The sequence below is a fragment of the Paraflavisolibacter caeni genome (assembly GCF_025628885.1).
Classification (GTDB): domain Bacteria; phylum Bacteroidota; class Bacteroidia; order Chitinophagales; family Chitinophagaceae; genus Flavisolibacter; species Flavisolibacter caeni.
In genome coordinates this window covers 523,137-542,693 of the sequence record NZ_JAOTIF010000001.1, presented here as the reverse complement: position 1 = coordinate 542,693, position 19,557 = coordinate 523,137, and the positions used below count along the sequence as shown (strand labels likewise).

The window sequence follows — 19,557 nt, the reverse complement described above, 5'->3', positions numbered from 1 at the left end:
TGATAATGAGCGATATTTTAGATTCGATAGCAGCGCCGGCACCTGCAACAACTCCTAATTACGGGGCCGACAGTATCCAGGTTTTGGAAGGATTGGAAGCGGTTCGTAAACGTCCCGCGATGTACATTGGTGATATTGGTGAAAAAGGTTTACACCACCTGGTGTACGAAGTTGTTGACAACTCAATTGATGAAGCCCTGGCCGGTTATTGTAAAAACATTACCGTTAACATTCATGAAGACAACTCCATTTCTGTTCAGGACGATGGCCGCGGTATTCCTACCGGTATGCACGCCAAAGAAGGTCGTTCTGCGCTGGAAGTGGTTATGACGGTTTTGCACGCCGGTGGTAAGTTCGACAAAGGCAGCTATAAGGTTTCGGGCGGTTTACACGGTGTGGGTGTAAGCTGCGTTAACGCATTGAGTACAAAGTTGCACGTAACAGTGCAGCGTGAGGGAAAGATCTTTGAACAGGAATACCGTCGGGGCATTCCGCAATATGCCGTACGTGAAATTGGCGCCAGTGAACAGACTGGTACAGGAGTTCACTTCTGGCCTGATGAGACCATTTTCATTACATCCACCTACAAAAAAGATATTCTTGAAGGTCGTTTGCGGGAATTAGCTTACCTGAACCGTGGTATCAGCATTACGCTGCATGACTTGCGTGAAAAAGACGAGGAAAGTGGTCTGACCTATTCAAAAACCTTCTTCAGCGAGGGTGGCATCGTGGAGTTTGTGGAAATGCTGGATAAAAACGCCGGCCGTACCTCTTTGCTGCCTACAGTTCTGTATGTAGAAGGCCGCGATGAAAAAACCAATGTAGCTGTTGAAGTTGCTACAACGTATAATGACAGCTTTAACGAACACATTTATTCTTACGTAAATAATATCAACACCATTGAAGGTGGCACCCACGTAACTGGTTTCCGCCGTGCTTTGACCCGTGTGTTCAAATCTTATGGAGACAAACAGGGCTTGTTTGAAAAAGCCAAAGTAGCTATTGAAGGAGATGATTTCCGTGAGGGTCTGAGCGCCATTATTTCGGTTAAAGTTCCTGAGCCTCAGTTTGAAGGCCAGACCAAGACCAAATTGGGTAATAACGAAGTAAGTGGCGTAGTAGAAACAACAGTTTCGAAAGTTTTAGAAGCTTACCTGGAGGAAAATCCAAAGGAAGCTAAAAACATTATCAATAAAGTAATCCTGGCAGCTCAAGCAAGGTTCGCTGCGCGTAAAGCCCGTGAACTGGTACAGCGTAAAAGCGTACTGAGTGGTGGGGGCTTACCTGGTAAACTGGCAGATTGTTCTGAGCGGGATGCTGAGCGTTGCGAGCTATTCCTGGTTGAGGGTGACTCAGCGGGTGGTACGGCTAAACAAGGTCGCGACAGGAGCTTCCAGGCCATTCTCCCCCTCCGCGGTAAGATCCTGAACGTGGAAAAAGCCATGGAGCATAAGATCTACGAGAACGAAGAGATCCGCAATATGTACACTGCATTAGGTGTGACTGTCGGAACTCCGGATGATCCCAAAGCCTTAAACCTGGCAAAACTCCGCTACCACAAGTTAATTATCATGACCGATGCCGACGTGGACGGAAGCCACATTGCTACACTGATCCTAACCTTTATCTATCGTTATATGAAGGAGATGGTAGAGCAGGGTTATGTATATATCGCCCAGCCACCTCTTTACCTGGTGAAGAGAGGGAAAGAACAGGCTTATGCGTACAATGAAGAGCAACGCAAGCAGCTGGTAGAAAAATTAGGTGGTGGTAACGAAGGCAGCGTACACATTCAACGTTACAAAGGTTTGGGTGAAATGAACGACGATCAATTGTGGGACACCACCATGAATCCGGATACCCGCACACTTAAACAAGTTACCATTGAAAGCGCCGCAGAAGCTGACCGTATCTTCAGCATGTTGATGGGCGATGAAGTGGCTCCGCGCAGGGAGTTTATTGAAAGCCATGCGAAATATGCAAGGATTGATGTATAAACACTAACAATAAATTCAAATAAAAAAGGCCAGGGGTTTACCTGGTCTTTTTTATTTGGGTTCGTAAAACCAGCATCTCATTACAATACTAATTTCATATGGATAGATCCGTTTAGGAAGAACTCGTGGCATGTAAATTTGTATTAATGTAATAATTAAAACAGATATATGGAAAGCAGTGAACTCACGGTAAAAAGGAGAAAAAGCAAGTTTGGCAAATACCTCACCATGCTTTTTATTTTCATTATTTTAGGTTTGGGCATCTATATTTATTGGAATTATTTTTACACATACAGCAGTGGAAATCGCTTTGGCTTGCTACAGAAGTTTTCTCATAAGGGCAACATTTTCAAGACCTATGAGGGAGAAATGATATTGAGTAGTGTCAGAGGATACAATAATGTTCCCATAGCTTCAGAAAAATTCTTTTTCTCCGTTCAGGAAAAAAATGTTGCAGACCAACTCATGAACATGCAAGGAAGGTATGTTACAGTTCATTACCTGGAGAAGAATGGTACTCTGCCATGGAGAGGAGAAACCAAGTATATTGTAGATAGTGTAAAAGAACAGTAACACCCGCAAGAATGTCAATCAGCCATTTAAAAACTTTCTTTCCCTATTTTTATGGCTTATTAACACACGATGCTTTACATACCTGACCTGACCCGGTATCACTCAATGGAATACCGAAGATGCGGAATCAGCGGGCTTAAATTACCAGCTGTTTCCCTGGGCTTATGGCACAACTTTGGCCATATTGACCCCCTGCAAAATTGCAAGAATATCCTACGTACTGCTTTTGATAATGGAATAACGCATTTTGACTTAGCAAATAATTATGGCCAGCCTGCCGGTTCCGCTGAGGAAAATCTTGGGAAGATTTTAAAAGAAGACTTTCACAGCCATAGAGATGAGCTGATCATCTCTACCAAAGCAGGCTATACCATGTGGCCCGGCCCCTACGGGGACTGGGGGTCAAAAAAATACCTTGTTTCCAGTCTTGATCAAAGTTTGAAACGCATGAGACTGGATTACGTAGATATTTTTTACCACCACCGTCCTGATCCGGAAACACCACTTGAAGAAACCATGCAAGCTTTGGATTTGATCGTCCGTCAAGGCAAAGCCTTGTATGTAGGCATTTCCAATTATCACCCCGAGGAGGCAGCGAAAGCATTTGCCCTGCTAAAGTCTCTTGGAACGCCCTGCCTAATTCACCAGCCTAAATATTCCATGTTCGTTCGTTGGGTGGAAGAAGAAGGGTTGCTCTCTTTGCTGGAAAAAGAAGGAGTGGGCTGCATTGCGTTTTCGCCACTCGCTCAGGGGCTTCTAACTGACAAATACCTGAAGGGCATACCAGCCGGCTCCAGGGCATCGCGTCCATTAGGTAATGGTGCTATTGTGCAAGATGCCATTACTGAGGAGAATGTCAGGAAAGTAAGCAAGCTGAACGAAATGGCGAAAGAGCGGGGTCAATCAATGGCGCAAATGGCTCTTTCCTGGGTGTTGAGAGATAAAAGGATTACATCTGTCCTACTGGGCGTAAGCAAACCAGAGCAAATTACCGATTCTATCAAAAGCCTTGATAATTATGCCTTCAGTTCTGAAGAACTACAAACTATTGATCAAATTTTAAAACCACAAACACTTACCGTTCAATAATGATACAAAACAACTACGACACTTCAGCACTTTACAATAAGTTTAAAGAGCTCTTTGGTACAGAACCGCTTATTGTGCGTTCTCCCGGCCGTGTAAACATTATCGGTGAACATACCGACTATAACGAAGGCTTTGTGCTGCCAGCAGCTATTGATAAAGCTGTTTACGTAGCCATACACAAAAGAGCTGATAACAAAATACGTCTTTACGCCAACGAATTCAATGAACATTTTGAAACAAGTTTACCTGATGTAAAACCCGGCGAAGGATGGTCAAACTATATTCTTGGAGTAGTGGATCAAGCAATAAAACGTGGTTATAAATTAAGTGGGTTCGACCTGGTAGTGGATGGCAATGTGCCTTTTGGCGCCGGCCTTTCCTCCTCAGCTGCCGTTGAATGTGCTACAGCATATGCTCTAAATGAAATTTTCGGTTTGGACATTTCCAAAACTGAAATGACAGGTATTGCCCAAAAAGCAGAGCATACATTTGCAGGCGTGATGTGTGGTATTATGGACCAGTTTGCTTCTATGTTTGGTAAAAAAGATCATGTAATTAAACTCGACTGCCGTTCATTGGAATATGAATATGTGCCGCTAAAACTAGAAGGATATAAAATCCTTTTACTAAATACCAATGTCAAGCATTCCCTTTCTTCATCTGAGTATAATACCCGCCGTGCACAATGTGAACAAGGTGTAGCCTGGGTGAAGGAACATTATCCCCAGGTGAATAGTTTGCGTGATATCAGCATGGAAATGCTAAATGAACATGTTGCACCTAAAGATGAAGAGATTTACAGAAGGTGTAAATATGTGGTGGAAGAAATCAGCCGCCTGCTGAATGGTTGTGAAGACCTGAAAGCCGGTCATGTAGAAGCATTGGGTAAGAAGATGTTTGAAACGCATGATGGTCTGAGCAAAGAGTATGAAGTAAGCTGTAAAGAGCTGGACTTTTTGGTTGATGCGGTCCGCAATAATCCAAATGTATTAGGTGCACGCATGATGGGAGGAGGTTTTGGAGGTTGCACCATCAATATAGTGAAGGAAGAAGCTATTGATTCTATGGTAGCAGCCATCAGCAAGTCTTATCAAGAGCATATGCAGTTAGAGCTAACCGCTTACATTGCACAGATTGAAAACGGCACATCAGTAGTTTCGACTATTACACCAGAAACGATCATTGCTTAATCTGTCTGAACCTGGTTTTGGAAAGATCAAAATGATAAATTTGAATAGAAAGAAGCTGGCCCTAAAGCCAGCTTCTTTGATTTATGCAACAGTTAATCTGAATATGGTCTGGGAATCGAACTTTTCGCCGGGATTTAATGTTGTGGTAGGGAAGTTCGGTTTGTTAGGTGAATCAGGAAAATGCTGGGTTTCCAGGCAAAAGGCAGTGCGTTTGTCATCTGTGGCGCCATTGGGAAACTTGTTTTTACCGGGCATGAAGTTACCGGTGTATAGCTGAATGCCAGGTTCTGTTGTAAACACCTCCAATTTAATTCCACTTTTATCACCAATTGCAGCAGCAGCAAAAGTTAACCCGCCATTCTCTTGATTCAACGCAAAGTTGTGGTCATAGCCTGATCCATTCTTTAGTTGTTCATGTTCGTTATTGATCCTGGCGCCAATAACTGTTGGCTGGCGAAAGTCGAAAGGAGTTCCTTCTACTGATTCAATGGTTCCAAAGGGAATAGATGTTTCATCAATTGGCGTATAATGATCTGCATTGATTTGCAACAAATGATTTAAGATCGTACCACTCCCTTGCCCATTCAAATTAAAATATGCATGGTTGGTGAGGTTGATAATTGTAGTCTGATCTGTTTCTGCTTCGAAGTGCAATTGAAGTTCGTTTTGATCAGTCAGATGATAGGTCACTTTAATCTGCAAATTTCCAGGATAACCTTCTTCACCATCCTTTGAAAGATAGTTGAAAACAACTGTAGCTTCATCTTTCTGCTCTGCATCCCACACAACATCATCAAAGCCTTTGATACCGCCATGCAAATGGTTAGGGCCATTGTTAGTGGCAAGCGTGTATTCCTTTCCATTCAAGGAGAACTTTCCAAAAGCGATACGGTTGGCATAACGACCAACTGTAGCACCATAATAAGCATCCTTTACATTGAAGTATTGGTCAAGATCGCTGAAGCCGATATTGACATCAAGCCTGTTCCCTTCTTTATCAGGCGCAGCCAAGCTCACCAGCTTTGCACCATAGTTCGTTACAGCAGCTTCGATATCCCCTTTTTTCAGATGGAATAATTGGATTCGCTTGCCATCAATGGAATGGTTAAAAGCAGTTGCTGGCGGAAGTATTTGCTCCATATTGTTCATATTCATTAGCATAGATTAGAATAATAAGATAATGTAAAATGCAAAATACTGAATGTATCATGGAAAATATCTGACATTTCCTCAACCTGTTTAGATTTGCTAACTAAATAAACATTCAATGAAAACCTGTTTCAAGAAACTATTTTTTCTTTCCTTCCTGTTTTCTTTTGCGTTTATGGCAAATGCACAACACCAGATTGAAAAAATCTGGGAAACCGATACAACTCTGACCACTCCGGAATCAGTTTTACCAGCCGGCAGTATTTTATATGTTTCATTGATCAAAGGAGCACCCTGGGAAGCAGATGGGAAAGGCGGCATTGCCAAAGTTGACAGAAACGGAAAGGTGCTTGACGCCTCATGGGTTTCAGGATTGAATGCGCCCAAAGGAATGGGATTGTCTGGCAATAAATTGTTTGTAGCAGATATTACAGAAGTTGTTGTCATTGATACAAAGACTGGAAAAATAGACCAGAAGATCGCTGTTGATGGTGCACAAAACCTCAACGATATCAGTGTTGACCAGAAAGGAACTGTTTACGTATCCGACTCTAAACTGGGTAACGTGCACCAGATTATCAATAACAAACCCACACTTTATTTATCCGGCCTTAACAAGGTGAATGGCCTCAAGGCTTATGGCAATGACCTTTACATGTTGACAGCAAAGGATGTTTATAAAGTTGGAAAGGATAAAAAATTAATTACTGTAGGTATCCAGGAATTGGGCGGAGATGGTATTGAACCTATTGGCAATGGGGATTTTGTTACCTCTACCTGGGCTGGTGTACTTTACTATTTGCAAAAAGACGGGAAACTGGAGACACTGATGGACACCCGTGAACAAAAAAGGAATGTCGCAGATATTGGCTATGATGCTAAACAACGCATTATTTATGTGCCAACATTTTTTGCTAATACAGTTGTAGCATATAAGTTGAAATAGATTATTCTATGATCAATTAAACCTTGACATGTTTAAGAATTTGGATTGCAGCCTCTTCAATGTTTTGTGCATTATAGTCTGGTGTACGCACCTCATTGACTAGGTAATCCTTTTCATTTCCATTGTCTATCAAAACAGTTTTGCAACCTGCTTTTTTGCCAGCCTCCACATCATTGAGCATATCACCGATCATCCAGGATTGAGACAAGTCGATATCCAGTTCCCTGGCGGCTTTTAATAACATGCCAGGCTGCGGTTTGCGGCAGTCACATGCTATTGCATATTCTTTTATGGCAGCATTGGGATAGTGGGGACAATAATAAAAGCCGTTCAATACCACGCCCTTTTCTGCCAAAAGGGTTTCGATCTTATGTTGCACATGGAGCAGCGCTTCCTCTTTAAATAAGCCACGGGCAACGCCCGATTGGTTGGAGACGATAATCAGTAAATAACCAGCTTCCTGCAATTGAAGCAATCCTGCTAATGCACCTTCCTGTAAACTAATCTTCTCCGGATCAACATTATAGGGTATATCCGGGATCAGGGTACCATCTTTATCAATAAAAATTGCCTTGTTCTTACCAGAAGTCATTTTGCAAATATCAGGCTTTTAGAACCGATTGCCATCGCAACCTCCTACTCTCTTAGTTGCAACTTATTATTGATAAACGCTGCAATTGTTTTACCTTGTCTTGCTCCTGCATCAACACTTGTACGGTAATGAATTCCGCCATACACCCTGCTGATGGAAGCTTCCTGCGCTGCCTGGTCAAAAGATTGAAAATTGCGCTTCGAGCCAATATATTCCAAGTCGCTGGTGTCTTCAAAAGCAAAGTTATCTCCAAAGCGTTTGGTAAGCACGGTAGCTGCGGCTGCTGAAATCCCGCTATGTCCACTTGTATATTCCGGGAAGGCTGGTGTTTGCAACATTGGCTGCCAATTGCGGTCTATAAGCTCGTTGATTACTGTAATAGGACGAACTACCTGGGAACGGTATTTTTCTTCCCAGCAAGCGATAAATGTATCAAACATTGCAATAGATGTTACTACATAAGCTTGTGCAGTTTCTATAGCGTTCAGTTGCTTCTTTTTGCAGGCTATAGCTGTAATGCCTATCCAATGTCCTGGCGGGGTAATTTTTTTGTTGGCATACATTAGGTGGCCGGAATGTTCCATTACAAAGGGATTATCATCCCAATAATGCGCAATGGTTCTCTGTTCTTCTGTGAGGTTATTACCAATCGTATAAACTTCTTTTACCATCTTATAAAAATCACTTATTGTATCCACCTTGTAGAGGGGTGGAGGTGGGCATTTAAATTGTGCAGCTGAATCAAGTGCTAAAGGCTTGATCAGGCTCCAATAAGGTTCTGTTCCATCCAGGTAATCTGGCGGAGTAGGTCTCCATTTTCCCGCCTGGTTGTTACCCAGAAATTTGGCCATGCCACGAGTTTCCTTATAATTATCCTTTGCTGCTCTTTCCAATACCTTATTTCCAATAGCCTCTCCCAAATCAAGAGAACGCTCGTAAGTGTCTATATCAAGGAGTGATTTAAAATCTGCATAAACCTTATTCTGATAGTTAAGCAACGTGTCTTTTGAGAACGTAATTTTTTCTGCCACCGTAAAAAATGATTTGGTAGCAGCCAGTAAATAATTGTATTGTTTTCCTTTTTCAGGAGAAGGCATTGGCGCAAAGCCGTTCAGCTGAGCAGCCAGTGAAGGATATCCTGCCTGCTCAAAACGGATTGCTTCATAGGCCGCCAAAGAAGTATAGGAGTAGATACGGCTGGCAACCGGTGGACCAAAGACATCGTGAATGATCACTTCGGTTAGCTGCTTCATATTGCGATGAAGCAGGTTGGGATCAGCCAGCAAATGATCATCAGCTTTTTGACCTGTTTGTTTACATGATGCGAGAAAAACAAAGGACATCAAAATGAGCAATACATTTTTCATGGCGGTCTATTTCAATACTTGCTTTTCAGCAAAATAAAAAAGGGGCCTTTCTTCCAGTCACTTGATGGTGTCATCAACTGCGGCCCGCCAGAATAATTTCCCAATACAAGATCAATCGTTCCATTACCGTCCAGGTCTCCAGCATCCATTGTCAACCATCGACCCAACTTACTTTCGGGAAAGGTGGAAGGCGTATACTTGAAATTACCTTTATTTTCAAAATATACAAAACCTTCTTCTGGTTGATGTGCATAATCTGCAAAAAATGAAATAGTGGCAATATCCAGATCTCCGTCTCCATCGTAATCACGAGCTAAAGCTTTATAGCATCCATTAATTGGGTAAAAGAATCTTTGCTTAAATCTGTTATTACCATCGTTTAAAAAAATATAAACACCGTGATAAGGCTTTAATACTTTGGAGTAATCGGCGTTATCGCCACAGGTATATACAATATCCTTAAAACCATCTTTGTCGCAATCTACCAATTCAAAAAAACTTGAACCATTCAAAGGAGGAAAGCGCAATACCTCGTCTTCTCTGAATTGCCCTTTTCCCTTGTTGGTATACAGAAAAACACCTTCCCTACCCTGGGCAAACAAAACCCAAAGATCAGGCAGGCCATCCTTGTTTTCATCTTGAACATAAACTTTAGTGGCCCCAGCTAAAGGTTGTAAGACATGTCGCTGGAATTTTCCATTTCCCATATTCTGAAACCAGGACAAGCTCCCGTTTAAGAAGCCAAATTCGCAAACCACAAGGTCCATCTTTCCATCAACATCCAAATCTGCCTCTGTAATTTGCACGGGCCGGGCCAAATCCTTGATGATCACGCTTATATCCTGCTCCAATTTACCTGATGCGTCAAAATGAACATAAGCCAGTTTTCCAAATCTTCCATTGTTAGGATTGAGTTCCCCTATATCGCAGGCCAGCAGCTTGTCTTCCTGAAAGTCTATATCCACAATAGAGCCCTTGGAGTTCAGCGAATCCACCACTGCCAATGAACTATCGTAGACCCAAAGTTTTTGTGATTTCAAATCATGCAGTAATAACCTGCGTTTTTCAATTTTAATATAAGATACTGTTGGATCGAAGGAATTTGAAATGGGTATTTCAACATCAAAAAGTGGCAGGCCTGTTCTAATTGGCATTTCGCGATTTTGGCCAGGCAAAGAATCAGGGGCAGTTGCCGAATAATAATCCAGTATATGCTGCCATTCAACCGCAGACAATACAGGCCTGGAAGGATAAAAGCCAGGTTGCAAATTCGGGTCTTTCCTAGCTGAAGGATAAACTTTAAAATCATAAGCAAAAATGCCAAGGTAGGGTCCCATATTAGGCAAAACACCTTCTTCCCAGCTTTTAGCATTTAACTGTGAAGGCTCTGGAAGCAAATGACATGACTGGCAGTATTTTGCAGCTAATTGTTCGCCTTTTCGAATGCTGGATACAGGAACATTTTTATGCGACTGATTTCTATGATAGTTCCGGCAGGAATAAAACATGACCAAAATAGAAGAGCAGCTCAGAAACCCATAAATAGCCTGACGCATTTTGATCATCTTGGTGCTGAAATTTTTTCTGATTTGAAATTAGTTTATGAGGCCAGAGTCCCGCTAATGATCCTCTTTCTTCCCTTGCCATCCATCACTTCCACTGAAGTCACTTTATTGTTTATGATTAAAAAGCGTCCGGACTGTGACAGAAAAGAAGAACCATAATATACTTCTCCCCTTTGTATCCGCCCATCCTTATATCTTATCAAAAAACTGACATCAGAAGGCTGTAAGGGAATACATTGAACCCTCTTTTTTAATTGGAAAATCTTCAGTGGACCTTTGTTCTGACTGGCTACTAAAAGGCAATCACCCGATTGAGAACGTAGTTTTACCAAGGCCTTTCCATTGCCTGGAATAAAAATGCCACTGTTTAAAATTGATAAAGATGAAAAATTACCTTTTCCGTCACCTTTCAGGTATAACCCATTTAAAGCATCATAGCGGCCTACCGATACCTCTGCTCCATAATCATTGCCATTAATGACCAGGTCAAGGTTACCATCACCATCAAAATCCTCAGCAACCATACCATTCAGAACTGAAATCTGCGCCTGCATGGGCAGAGGAAGCAGAATAAACTTACCATTTCCATCATTGCGCATATAGGCCGATTGCAGATAATTTGCCTGTAAGCGCAATGCATCTTTGCGCTGCTCTTCCGTAAGCATCTCATCCATTGGTGCTATGGCAAACGAATGATAATTCTGGAACTTCGTTCTTAAACTAATCATTTGTTTTATCACTTCATCTCTTAGGTGTGCGGGGAACTCTTTCCTGGTTGTATCATTTTGTGATACCGGTAAGAAAAGTGATGGGAAAGCATCGTAGCTGCCATTGTTGTCAAAATCTTTAGCGGTAATGCAAACCGGGTATTTTTCACTGGCCCGGTAGAATGAGTTTTTACCCAGGTTGCCCACTATATAATCTACATCACCGTCGTTATCAAAATCACCAGGAGCAATTGTATTCCACCAACCGAATAAATTTGAAATAGGGAGATGAATATTTGTAAATCTGCCTTTTTCATTGCGCAGTAAAGTAATTGGCTTCCATTCTCCCGCAAGCAATAAATCTTGCCAGCCATCATGATCATAATCTGTGAATAGAGCATCACAAATAAGACCAATGTTGAGCAGCGGCTTTGCTATTGAAGCAGTGACATCTGAGAATTTGATCACTCCATTTTGCGAATCATTTCGGTAGATAAAACTGGAAACCGGTTTAGGATAATTCCAGGGATCAATACGGCCGGCAATAAACAAATCCAAATCACCATCGTTATCATAATCAGCAGCACGAACACAGGATTTACTGGTTAGATTCTGCGGCAGGGCAGTAGTATCTGGAGTAAAATTTCCTTTCCCATCGTTTACATACAACCTGTCCCGGTAAGCAATACTGTTGGCTGGTGCTTCATATCCGCCACTGGCCACGTATAAATCCAGATCATGATCTCCATCAGCATCAAACAACAAGATACCCATATCTTCTGCACCTTTATTTGTCTTTTTTTCTTGCAGGTTTCGTTGAACAAACCGGCCATCCAATTGCTGTAAAAAAACTTGTTCACCATAGTAAAAAGAACCGCCGCTAATGACATCCTCCAGGCCATTTCCATCTACATCTCCAACTGCCAATGCAGGCCCGTACTCAGTAAACTTGTGAGGCAATAGTTTTTGAATATTGAAATCCACAAAATCACTGTCCTGATGCACATACTGAATGTTGCGTTCACCAGTTACTTCACGGAATATTGCATTTTGAGCAACAGTTTCATGAGTAAAGGAATAATGCTGAGTGGCATTCTTAATGTTTACTTTCAACAATTGGTCAGCCTTTATGTTCTGCAATAATTGCATTTTGCCATTAGGCCATTTTATAACAACAGAATCAATAGATGCTACGGCTCCCAAACCAAATTGCGGGTCTTGCTGAATCGATGATAAATAGCCACGGTAAGGTGTTTGTTCATATACCTGTTGTTTGCCCTGGTAATAAAGTTCTACCCAGGTTCCAAAGCCATTTATATTCATTGTATCGCCTTCAAGGTGGATACGGAGATAATGATTTTTTTCATGGTTGTGTTCCCTTTCTTTGTTTTTATAAATAGAAGCTTCATCGTTAATGTTATTCACCACAAAATCCAGATCACCATCATTATCCAGGTCAGCATATGCAGCACCATTGGCAAACGTTGGAGTTGCTAAGCCCCATGCTTTTGTTACATTTTTGAACGTAAGATCACCATTATTCTTAAATGCATAGTTTGCAATCTTTACCTGTGGAATTTGTTCCAGGATTTCCTTTTTAGAAGCCAATAGCCAAGCCTTGTTTCGAAAGGTTATGAAATCGTGATCAGTAACATCTTTGGGAAAGCCATTGGTAATGATAATATCACGAAAGCCATCATTATCAAAATCAGCAACTACCGGTGCCCAACTCCAATCAGTTTCAGCCACGCCAGAAGAAAAAGCTATGTCACTAAATATAGGTACGCCAACAGAATCGTTCTGACCTAACCGCGGCCCTTGATTCAACTGCACTACATTCCGAACATATTGATACTGATAACCGTAATATTCATTGTTCTGGTATCTCTGATAACCTAATGGATTCAACATCATTTTTTTGCGAAAGTTGTCCTCAGGATTCATGTCAGCTTCAATGACATCCGCCAGGCCATCATTATTGATATCCATCACATCCTGCCCCATTGAGTTTTCGGAAGTATGCTTAAAATAAGTTGCTGCCTGATCGGTAAAAGAACCATTACCATTGTTGATAAAGAGATTGTTATTGGAAAGGAAATCATTAGTGACATAAATATCTTTCCAGCCATCTTTATTGATATCCGTAATATTTACCCCGTGACCATATCCCTCAACAGTTATACCTGCCTCCTTTGAAACATCAGTAAATACAGGATGCTTCAGATGATTGTCCCAGTCATTTCGAAATAGTTTATCAGTATTAGGATGTTCGCTGTTTTTTAAAATGGGCCGGAAGGTATTTGGATACTGGTCTTTCACAATTTCATTTACCAACAGATACATATCCAGGTCTCCATCATTGTCGTAATCAAAAAAAGCAGCCATGGTTGAATGACTGGTATCAGCCAGTCCATATTCCACTGCCCTATTTATAAAATGAGGAATCCCTTTGGCATTCATCCCTTCATTGATGTACAAAAGGTTTTCTCTTTTTTTAGGGTTTGATAGCAAAGAAGCAGAAACGTATAGATCCATCAAACCATCATTATTGATATCCACAATGCTTACGCCGCGGCACCAGCGGCCATCACCACCAACACCTGCATCATCCGTAATATCTTCAAACTGAAAATCACCTTTATTCAGGTACAGTTTATTGGAAACCATATTGGCCGTAAAGTAAATATCCTGTAAGCCATCGTTATTAAAATCGGCAATACCAACACCACCTCCGTTATAGATATTTTCTACATTTAAAATATTAAGTGTATCGTCATCTTCTATTTGATTATTGAAATGAATTCCGGAATGAGAGGAATCAATTTGTTCAAACATTTTTTTACCCTGGCAGCTAAAAGCAACTGCAGTGAGAAGAAGAAGCAAAAAGCGGTGATATATGGTAAGCATTGTATCAGGTAAGTTACAAAGAATGCTCTAAAAAAACCATATCGTTACATGATTCAAAAGCATATAGTATCAATAACACAAACAGGAAGAACCACCTTAAGAAAGGTGGTTCCGTATAATTATTCCGTATGGTTATTTCTGAATAATAAAATAAATGTTCAGCACTCTCAAGGCCCAATTAGTAACCAGGATTTTGTTTTAAAGTTGCCTTACCATCTTTCATACTTTGAGTGATAGCGAACTCTGGAATAGGTAAGTACTCATGTTTTCCTTTTTGAAAAACAACGCCTCCTAATGCAGAAGCACGTCTGGATGATTCTTTAGACAGGTATTCACCATTTATAGTTTCGGCTGCAATGCCCCAGCGATTCAGGTCAAATAAACGATGGCCTTCCATTGCCAGTTCCAGTTTTCTTTCAAAGCGTACGGCCTTCCTTGCCTCATCTTTATTCGTAAAAGTTGGATATGGACCAATGACATAATTAGCAGCATTTGTTCCGTCATCTTTTTTTACCGGCGAAGCAGCGGCTCTGGCCCTTATCATATTCACATATTCTGTTGCCTTGGCTAAACTACCAACCTCCACTTCAGCTTCTGCAGCCATCAGCAATACATCAGCATAACGCATGATGGTATAGTTCAAGGCATCGTTATTCCAACCCCAGCCTACTGCACCTGCCAGTGTACCAAGATCTGCTTTATAAAACACATTTTTCTTAGGAGAGTAAGGTCCGCCCCAATCAACTTTTCTAATCCAGCTTCTACCGGGGTGAATTCCCCAATCCAAATAAGGAATGCCTCTCCTTCCTACAGACCAATCCAGTCGTGGGTCAAGATTACCGGCATATGGAGTAAAAGGTTCAGAGGAAAGTAAGTTCTCATCACTTGTAACATTAGAATTGTTATAAGTATCAAGCAAAGGCAAACCAGCAGAATTTGTTTGATAAGCATTTACCAGGCTCTGTGATGGTTGAAAAAATCCACAACATCCTGCTCCAGGCGTTGAAGGAGAATGTGGAAAAGCCAAAGTCAGATCGTAACTTCCATTGGTATTAGATCCATCACCATAAGACGCTTGTATTGAAAAAATTGTTTCCCGGTTATTTTCTGTAGCCACCCTGAAGTTTTCATGATAATTGATCGCCAACTGATATCTAACGCCTCTGCTGGTCTTCCCATTTGCAATGATCTGGTCAAAAAGAGGTTTCGCTTCAGCAAATTTATTCTGGAACATATAAGCTTTTGCCAGGAAAGCTGCTGCAGCCCATTTATTGGCCCTGCCAACGTGTGGCTTCACTTCATCTAGATTATCAAATGCGAATTTAAAATCTGCTTCAATCTGTGGCCAGATGTTCACATAATTGCCACTGCCATCGGTATTGGGAACTTTAAAATCTGTTACAGTTTCGTCAATAAAAGGAATGTTACCGAACACCTTCTTCCCTTCAAAATGATGATGTCCTCTTAAAAAGCGAGCTTCGGCCTCGACCTGTTTTTTCTCAACATCACTCATATCCTTAACCTTAGGCAGTAATCTCAACACCTGGTTGGCCTGTCCAACACCATCCCAGATCCCATTCCATTTATTTAAAACATAAGGGTTACTGAATTGCACTTCAAAACGCATAATAGGGTTTAGATCTACCTGGTCAGTTGGTTCTGTGCCTTCGTAAGCATCTCCCCCTAATACACTGCCCCAAAGCCAATTGCTGGCGCCCGCATACCAGGTAGCTTCATTACCATCCAATGTTGCATAAGCATTGATCAATGCGCCATTAAGCCCTTGCTTGTTGGTGAGTTGCGCTTCAGTATAAACGCCTTGGGGGGCAGGCTCTAAAAAGTCGTCTTTACAGGCATATAGGACAATCGTGACTGCAACCAGTGTTACAAATAAATATTTTATCAATATATTTTTCATACTTAGTAAGATTTAAGGATTAGAAAGAAACATTTAATCCTAAGAGAAACTGCTTAGGAGTTGGGAACCCGGCTCGATCAACACCTATAAAGGTATCGGTTGAAATATCATCTACCCTGTTGTTGATCACGCTCAGATCTGGATCAGGGCCACTGTAATTAGTGATGGTGAACAGGTTTTGGGCCTGAACATACAACCTGATATTAGACATTCCTATCTTGCTGATCATGCTCTTAGGCAAGGTGTATCCCAATTGAATGTTTTTGGCTCTTAGATAAGAACCATCTTCTACATAGTATGAGTTAGAGTTAGCGCGGACAAATGAAGTAAAACCGTTTTGACCAGGTTGCAGTACTGGAAGTTTTGCATTCGTATTTTGCGGGGTCCAGGTATCGTTTAGCACTCTTGTGCTTACGCCACCCACAAACACACGCATATCAGTGTAATACTTTGTATAGTTGTATATTTTATTGCCTTGATTCCAAAACAGGAATAGGTTGAAATCAAAGTTTTTCCAGTTGAGTCCCAGGTTAGCACCTAATTGGAAATCAGGATGTGGACTGCCCAATATTACCCTGTCTGCTGTCGTTATATCTCCATCACCGTCTATGTCTTTATACTTCCAGGTGCCTATAGTTCCTGGGGCGCCATTAATCTTAGGTCCCCTGTTCACATCCGCGTCGGTATTGTAGAAACCATCAATCTGGTATCCGTAAAAAGAAGAAATCGGATCTCCTGCACGGGTTATTAAGGCATTATTTAAACGATCAAAATTTACCAATCGAACCGTACCTTCCTCATTCATTTTTGTCAGTTCATTCTTATAATGAGAGAAGTTCAGCGAAAAATCATAATTCAGATCAGTGGTAATGGCGCCATGGTGGTTTACTGAAATCTCAAATCCACTGTTGCGCATAGTGCCTATGTTTTCCTGCGGCTGCGTAGCAAGAGGCTCTAAACCGTTTCTCAACTTGGGCACCAACAGGTCTTTGGTGTCATTATGGTAGTAGTCAAAAGTGAAATCCCATTTCCCCTGAAAAATGGTAAGATCCAGGCCAATATTCTTAGATTCAGTCGTTTCCCATTTGGTAGAAGGATTTCCAATCGTGCCTACTCTATAACCTGTAACAGCAGAAGTATTATTACCGCCAATATCATAGTTGGTTGAGCCTGCAGTAGATGTAAAGGATGTATATTGATTGAGTGCACGTACATTACCAATACTGCCCACTTCACCCCAGCCGGCACGTAATTTCAGATCGGTTACCCAAGTGAGTGATTTCATAAAGTCTTCCTCAGAAATACGCCAGCCTACACCAACAGAAGGGAAATTAGCATAACGGTTTTCCGGACCAAAAACAGAAGCTCCGTCTCTTCTTATCGTTGCGTTCAAAAGATATTTTCCTTTATAAGCATAATCCGCTCTTGCAAATAGAGAACTAATCGTTACAGTTTCTAAGCCTGGGATGTTTTCCTCGTCCAGGTTGTAATTGAAAACGTTTCTATCACCAGGTAACAGCCCGGCTCTGTCAAGCTGTATAAAATCGTCATTGTCAAAATCAAACCTTTGTCCAGAAGCACGCACAACCTTGAACTTCCTTTTAATTGCTTCGGTGCCCACCAAAATTTTCAGGTCATGATCTGTGGCAATTTGTTTTTGAAAAGTTAGCGTATTGGTCCAGGTCCAGTTAATGCTGTTGTATGTCCGCTCATTTAATTGAGTGACTGCCCGGTTTTCTGCACGTTCATATGTCTTTCTTGCTATATCTCTTTGATACTGACTACCTAGATCAACGCCAAATGAAGTACGTGCGGTCAGGTATTTAACGGGAATAACTTCTGCAAACACATTTCCAAAAAGCTTGTAATAAATGTTCTTGTCGTCAGAATCCCTGATCAACGTAGCAAGAGGACTGGAACCATTTCCCGATTCACCAACAGCATTACCTCCAAAACCGCCTTTAATGTCGTAAAGAGGTATATAAGGTACCATTCTATATGCCCAAGACCAGGCGCCTTCCTCTCCTCTTTGATCACCACCGAGGCGGTCTTCATAACTTACCTGGAGGTTTTCTCCAAATCTAAAGTAGCTTTTGGGCTTAAAACTGGTATTGGCACGAACCGTATAACGTTTATAATCTGTATACTTGAAAACTCCTTCCTGGTCAAAATAATTCAATCCGACAGAATAAAGCGCCTTATCGGTACCCCCTGTAGCAGTAACCTGGTGGCTTTGGATAATGCCATTTCTAAGAACGGCATCAAACCAGTCAGTCCCTTCGGGTGTGGTTTTTAATATCTGGTACAAAGGATCCAGTGAATACAAGGAAGGATCTGCTTTTGGATCACCAGCGGGAACACCACCTTTAAATGCGGAGCTTACCACAATATAATCAGGGACTGCAAACGATCCATTGGCACCAAAAACCGGGTGTTTATAATTCAATGCAGGGTCATTACTATGAGTTGTGGACCTTGTCAGGTACTCCATATATTGACTGGTGTTCAGCAAATCAGGTACCATGTCATCTGTAATGGTTTGAAAACCTACGTAACCATCATACGAAACCTGGGCCTTTCCCATTCTGCCTTGCTTTGTAGTGACGATCACTACACCATTGGCAGCCCGCGTTCCATAAACAGCTGAAGCAGTGGCGTCTTTTAATACCTGCATGGATTCAATATCCTGTGGGTTTAACGACGATGGATCTTCTGTAGGAACTCCATCAATTATATATAATGGGTTGTTGTTTCCGAACGATTGGAAACCCCTGATCCGTACAACAGCACCAGAACCAGGCTGCCCAGTATTGCTTACCACAACACCGGCTGCACGGCCCTGTAACTGGGCGGATAAGTTGGCAGAGGGTGTTGATTTAAGATCTTCTGTATTCACCACAGAAACCGCCCCGATAATATCCTTTTTTTTCTGCGTTGAGTACCCCGTTACCACTACCTCGTTTAGTGATGTAGTAGTTGGTTTCAGTGAAAGGGAAAGATTGTTTTCTGCCCCCAGCGGAATTTCCCTTGTTTCATATCCTACATATGAAACAATGAGGGCCTCCCTGCCAGCAGGAACAGAAATGCTGAAATTACCATTATCATCTGTCAATGCAGCGAGCGTTGTTCCTTTAACCGTAATGGTTGCCCCCCCAACGGGTTGCCCATTCATATCGGTTATCTTTCCCGTAAATGTCTTCTGCTGTGCAAATAAAAGTGAAGTAAAACAGGTTAGGCACAGGGCCAATAGCAGCCTCCGTGCAATTAGTTTCAATGGCATAGCAAGCAATTTTAGTGTGAGAACATTAAAATACTACTATTAATTTAACCCTTTTTTTTGTTAATTATTTCCTAAAACCAGATTTTAAATTTTGAAATATCGAATACCTATAAAAAAATATCAACTTGGCTATATAAATATTATTGTGACAAGGATGCTGTTCTATGAGTTCTCCTCTAGTTACCTATTTCAACACCTGCATATCCAAAATTCCTACTCCACATTCTACATATTTCGCAAAACATCCTTTAACTTCAGATTTCGCTTAATAGACTTT

General features: G+C 41.5%; 12 protein-coding genes. 5 read left to right on the top strand and 7 right to left on the bottom strand.

All coding sequences use genetic code 11. From position 1 onward, the window contains the following. The first annotated feature begins 5 nt into the window (after positions 1–5). From gyrB to OCK74_RS02290, 4 genes are all read left to right on the top strand, one after another. Positions 6–1,997 (top strand): DNA topoisomerase (ATP-hydrolyzing) subunit B, encoded by a 1,992-nt coding sequence (gene gyrB / locus OCK74_RS02305; protein ID WP_279295368.1) that lies wholly within the window; start codon positions 6–8, stop codon positions 1,995–1,997. A 168-nt stretch (positions 1,998–2,165) separates the two neighbouring features. Continuing rightward, positions 2,166–2,570 carry a hypothetical protein gene (locus OCK74_RS02300; protein WP_279295367.1) on the top strand — a complete coding sequence of 135 codons (405 nt, stop codon included), beginning with the start codon at positions 2,166–2,168 and terminating at the stop codon, positions 2,568–2,570. Between the two features lie 69 nt (positions 2,571–2,639). Then, the gene (gene mgrA / locus OCK74_RS02295; protein ID WP_279295366.1) at positions 2,640–3,659 is read left to right on the top strand and encodes an L-glyceraldehyde 3-phosphate reductase; all 1,020 of its coding nucleotides are present in this window, start codon (positions 2,640–2,642) and stop codon (positions 3,657–3,659) included. Next, on the top strand, positions 3,659–4,849 hold the full coding sequence (locus tag OCK74_RS02290; RefSeq protein WP_279295365.1) for a galactokinase: 1,191 nt from the start codon (positions 3,659–3,661) through the stop codon (positions 4,847–4,849). Before mgrA ends, OCK74_RS02290 begins: the two co-directional genes overlap by 1 nt. An 81-nt stretch (positions 4,850–4,930) precedes the next feature. On the opposite strand, the gene OCK74_RS02285 is transcribed toward OCK74_RS02290, so the two are convergent. Continuing rightward, positions 4,931–6,004: an aldose epimerase family protein gene (locus tag OCK74_RS02285; protein WP_279295364.1), complete on the bottom strand. Its 1,074-nt coding sequence runs from the start codon at positions 6,002–6,004 to the stop codon at positions 4,931–4,933. A 112-nt stretch (positions 6,005–6,116) separates the two neighbouring features. Between OCK74_RS02285 and OCK74_RS02280 the strand changes: the two genes are divergently transcribed. Continuing rightward, on the top strand, positions 6,117–6,944 hold the full coding sequence (locus OCK74_RS02280) for an ATP-binding protein (protein WP_279295363.1): 828 nt from the start codon (positions 6,117–6,119) through the stop codon (positions 6,942–6,944). Between the two features lie 16 nt (positions 6,945–6,960). Here the strand turns inward: OCK74_RS02280 and OCK74_RS02275 are convergent, their stop codons facing one another. From OCK74_RS02275 to OCK74_RS02250, 6 genes are all read right to left on the bottom strand, one after another. Further along, positions 6,961–7,536: a D-glycero-alpha-D-manno-heptose-1,7-bisphosphate 7-phosphatase gene (locus OCK74_RS02275; protein WP_279295362.1), complete on the bottom strand. Its 576-nt coding sequence runs from the start codon at positions 7,534–7,536 to the stop codon at positions 6,961–6,963. Positions 7,537–7,580: 44 nt separating this feature from the next. Then, positions 7,581–8,903 (bottom strand): vanadium-dependent haloperoxidase, encoded by a 1,323-nt coding sequence (locus OCK74_RS02270; protein WP_279295361.1) that lies wholly within the window; start codon positions 8,901–8,903, stop codon positions 7,581–7,583. A gap of 11 nt (positions 8,904–8,914) precedes the next feature. Then, the gene (locus tag OCK74_RS02265; RefSeq protein WP_279295360.1) at positions 8,915–10,468 is read right to left on the bottom strand and encodes an FG-GAP repeat domain-containing protein; all 1,554 of its coding nucleotides are present in this window, start codon (positions 10,466–10,468) and stop codon (positions 8,915–8,917) included. Between the two features lie 35 nt (positions 10,469–10,503). Further along, positions 10,504–14,010 carry a VCBS repeat-containing protein gene (locus OCK74_RS02260; protein WP_279295359.1) on the bottom strand — a complete coding sequence of 1,169 codons (3,507 nt, stop codon included), beginning with the start codon at positions 14,008–14,010 and terminating at the stop codon, positions 10,504–10,506. 250 nt (positions 14,011–14,260) lie between these two features. Continuing rightward, positions 14,261–16,000: a RagB/SusD family nutrient uptake outer membrane protein gene (locus OCK74_RS02255; protein ID WP_279295358.1), complete on the bottom strand. Its 1,740-nt coding sequence runs from the start codon at positions 15,998–16,000 to the stop codon at positions 14,261–14,263. Positions 16,001–16,019: 19 nt separating this feature from the next. Further along, positions 16,020–19,280 (bottom strand): SusC/RagA family TonB-linked outer membrane protein, encoded by a 3,261-nt coding sequence (locus OCK74_RS02250; protein WP_279295357.1) that lies wholly within the window; start codon positions 19,278–19,280, stop codon positions 16,020–16,022. Positions 19,281–19,557 lie beyond the last annotated feature (277 nt).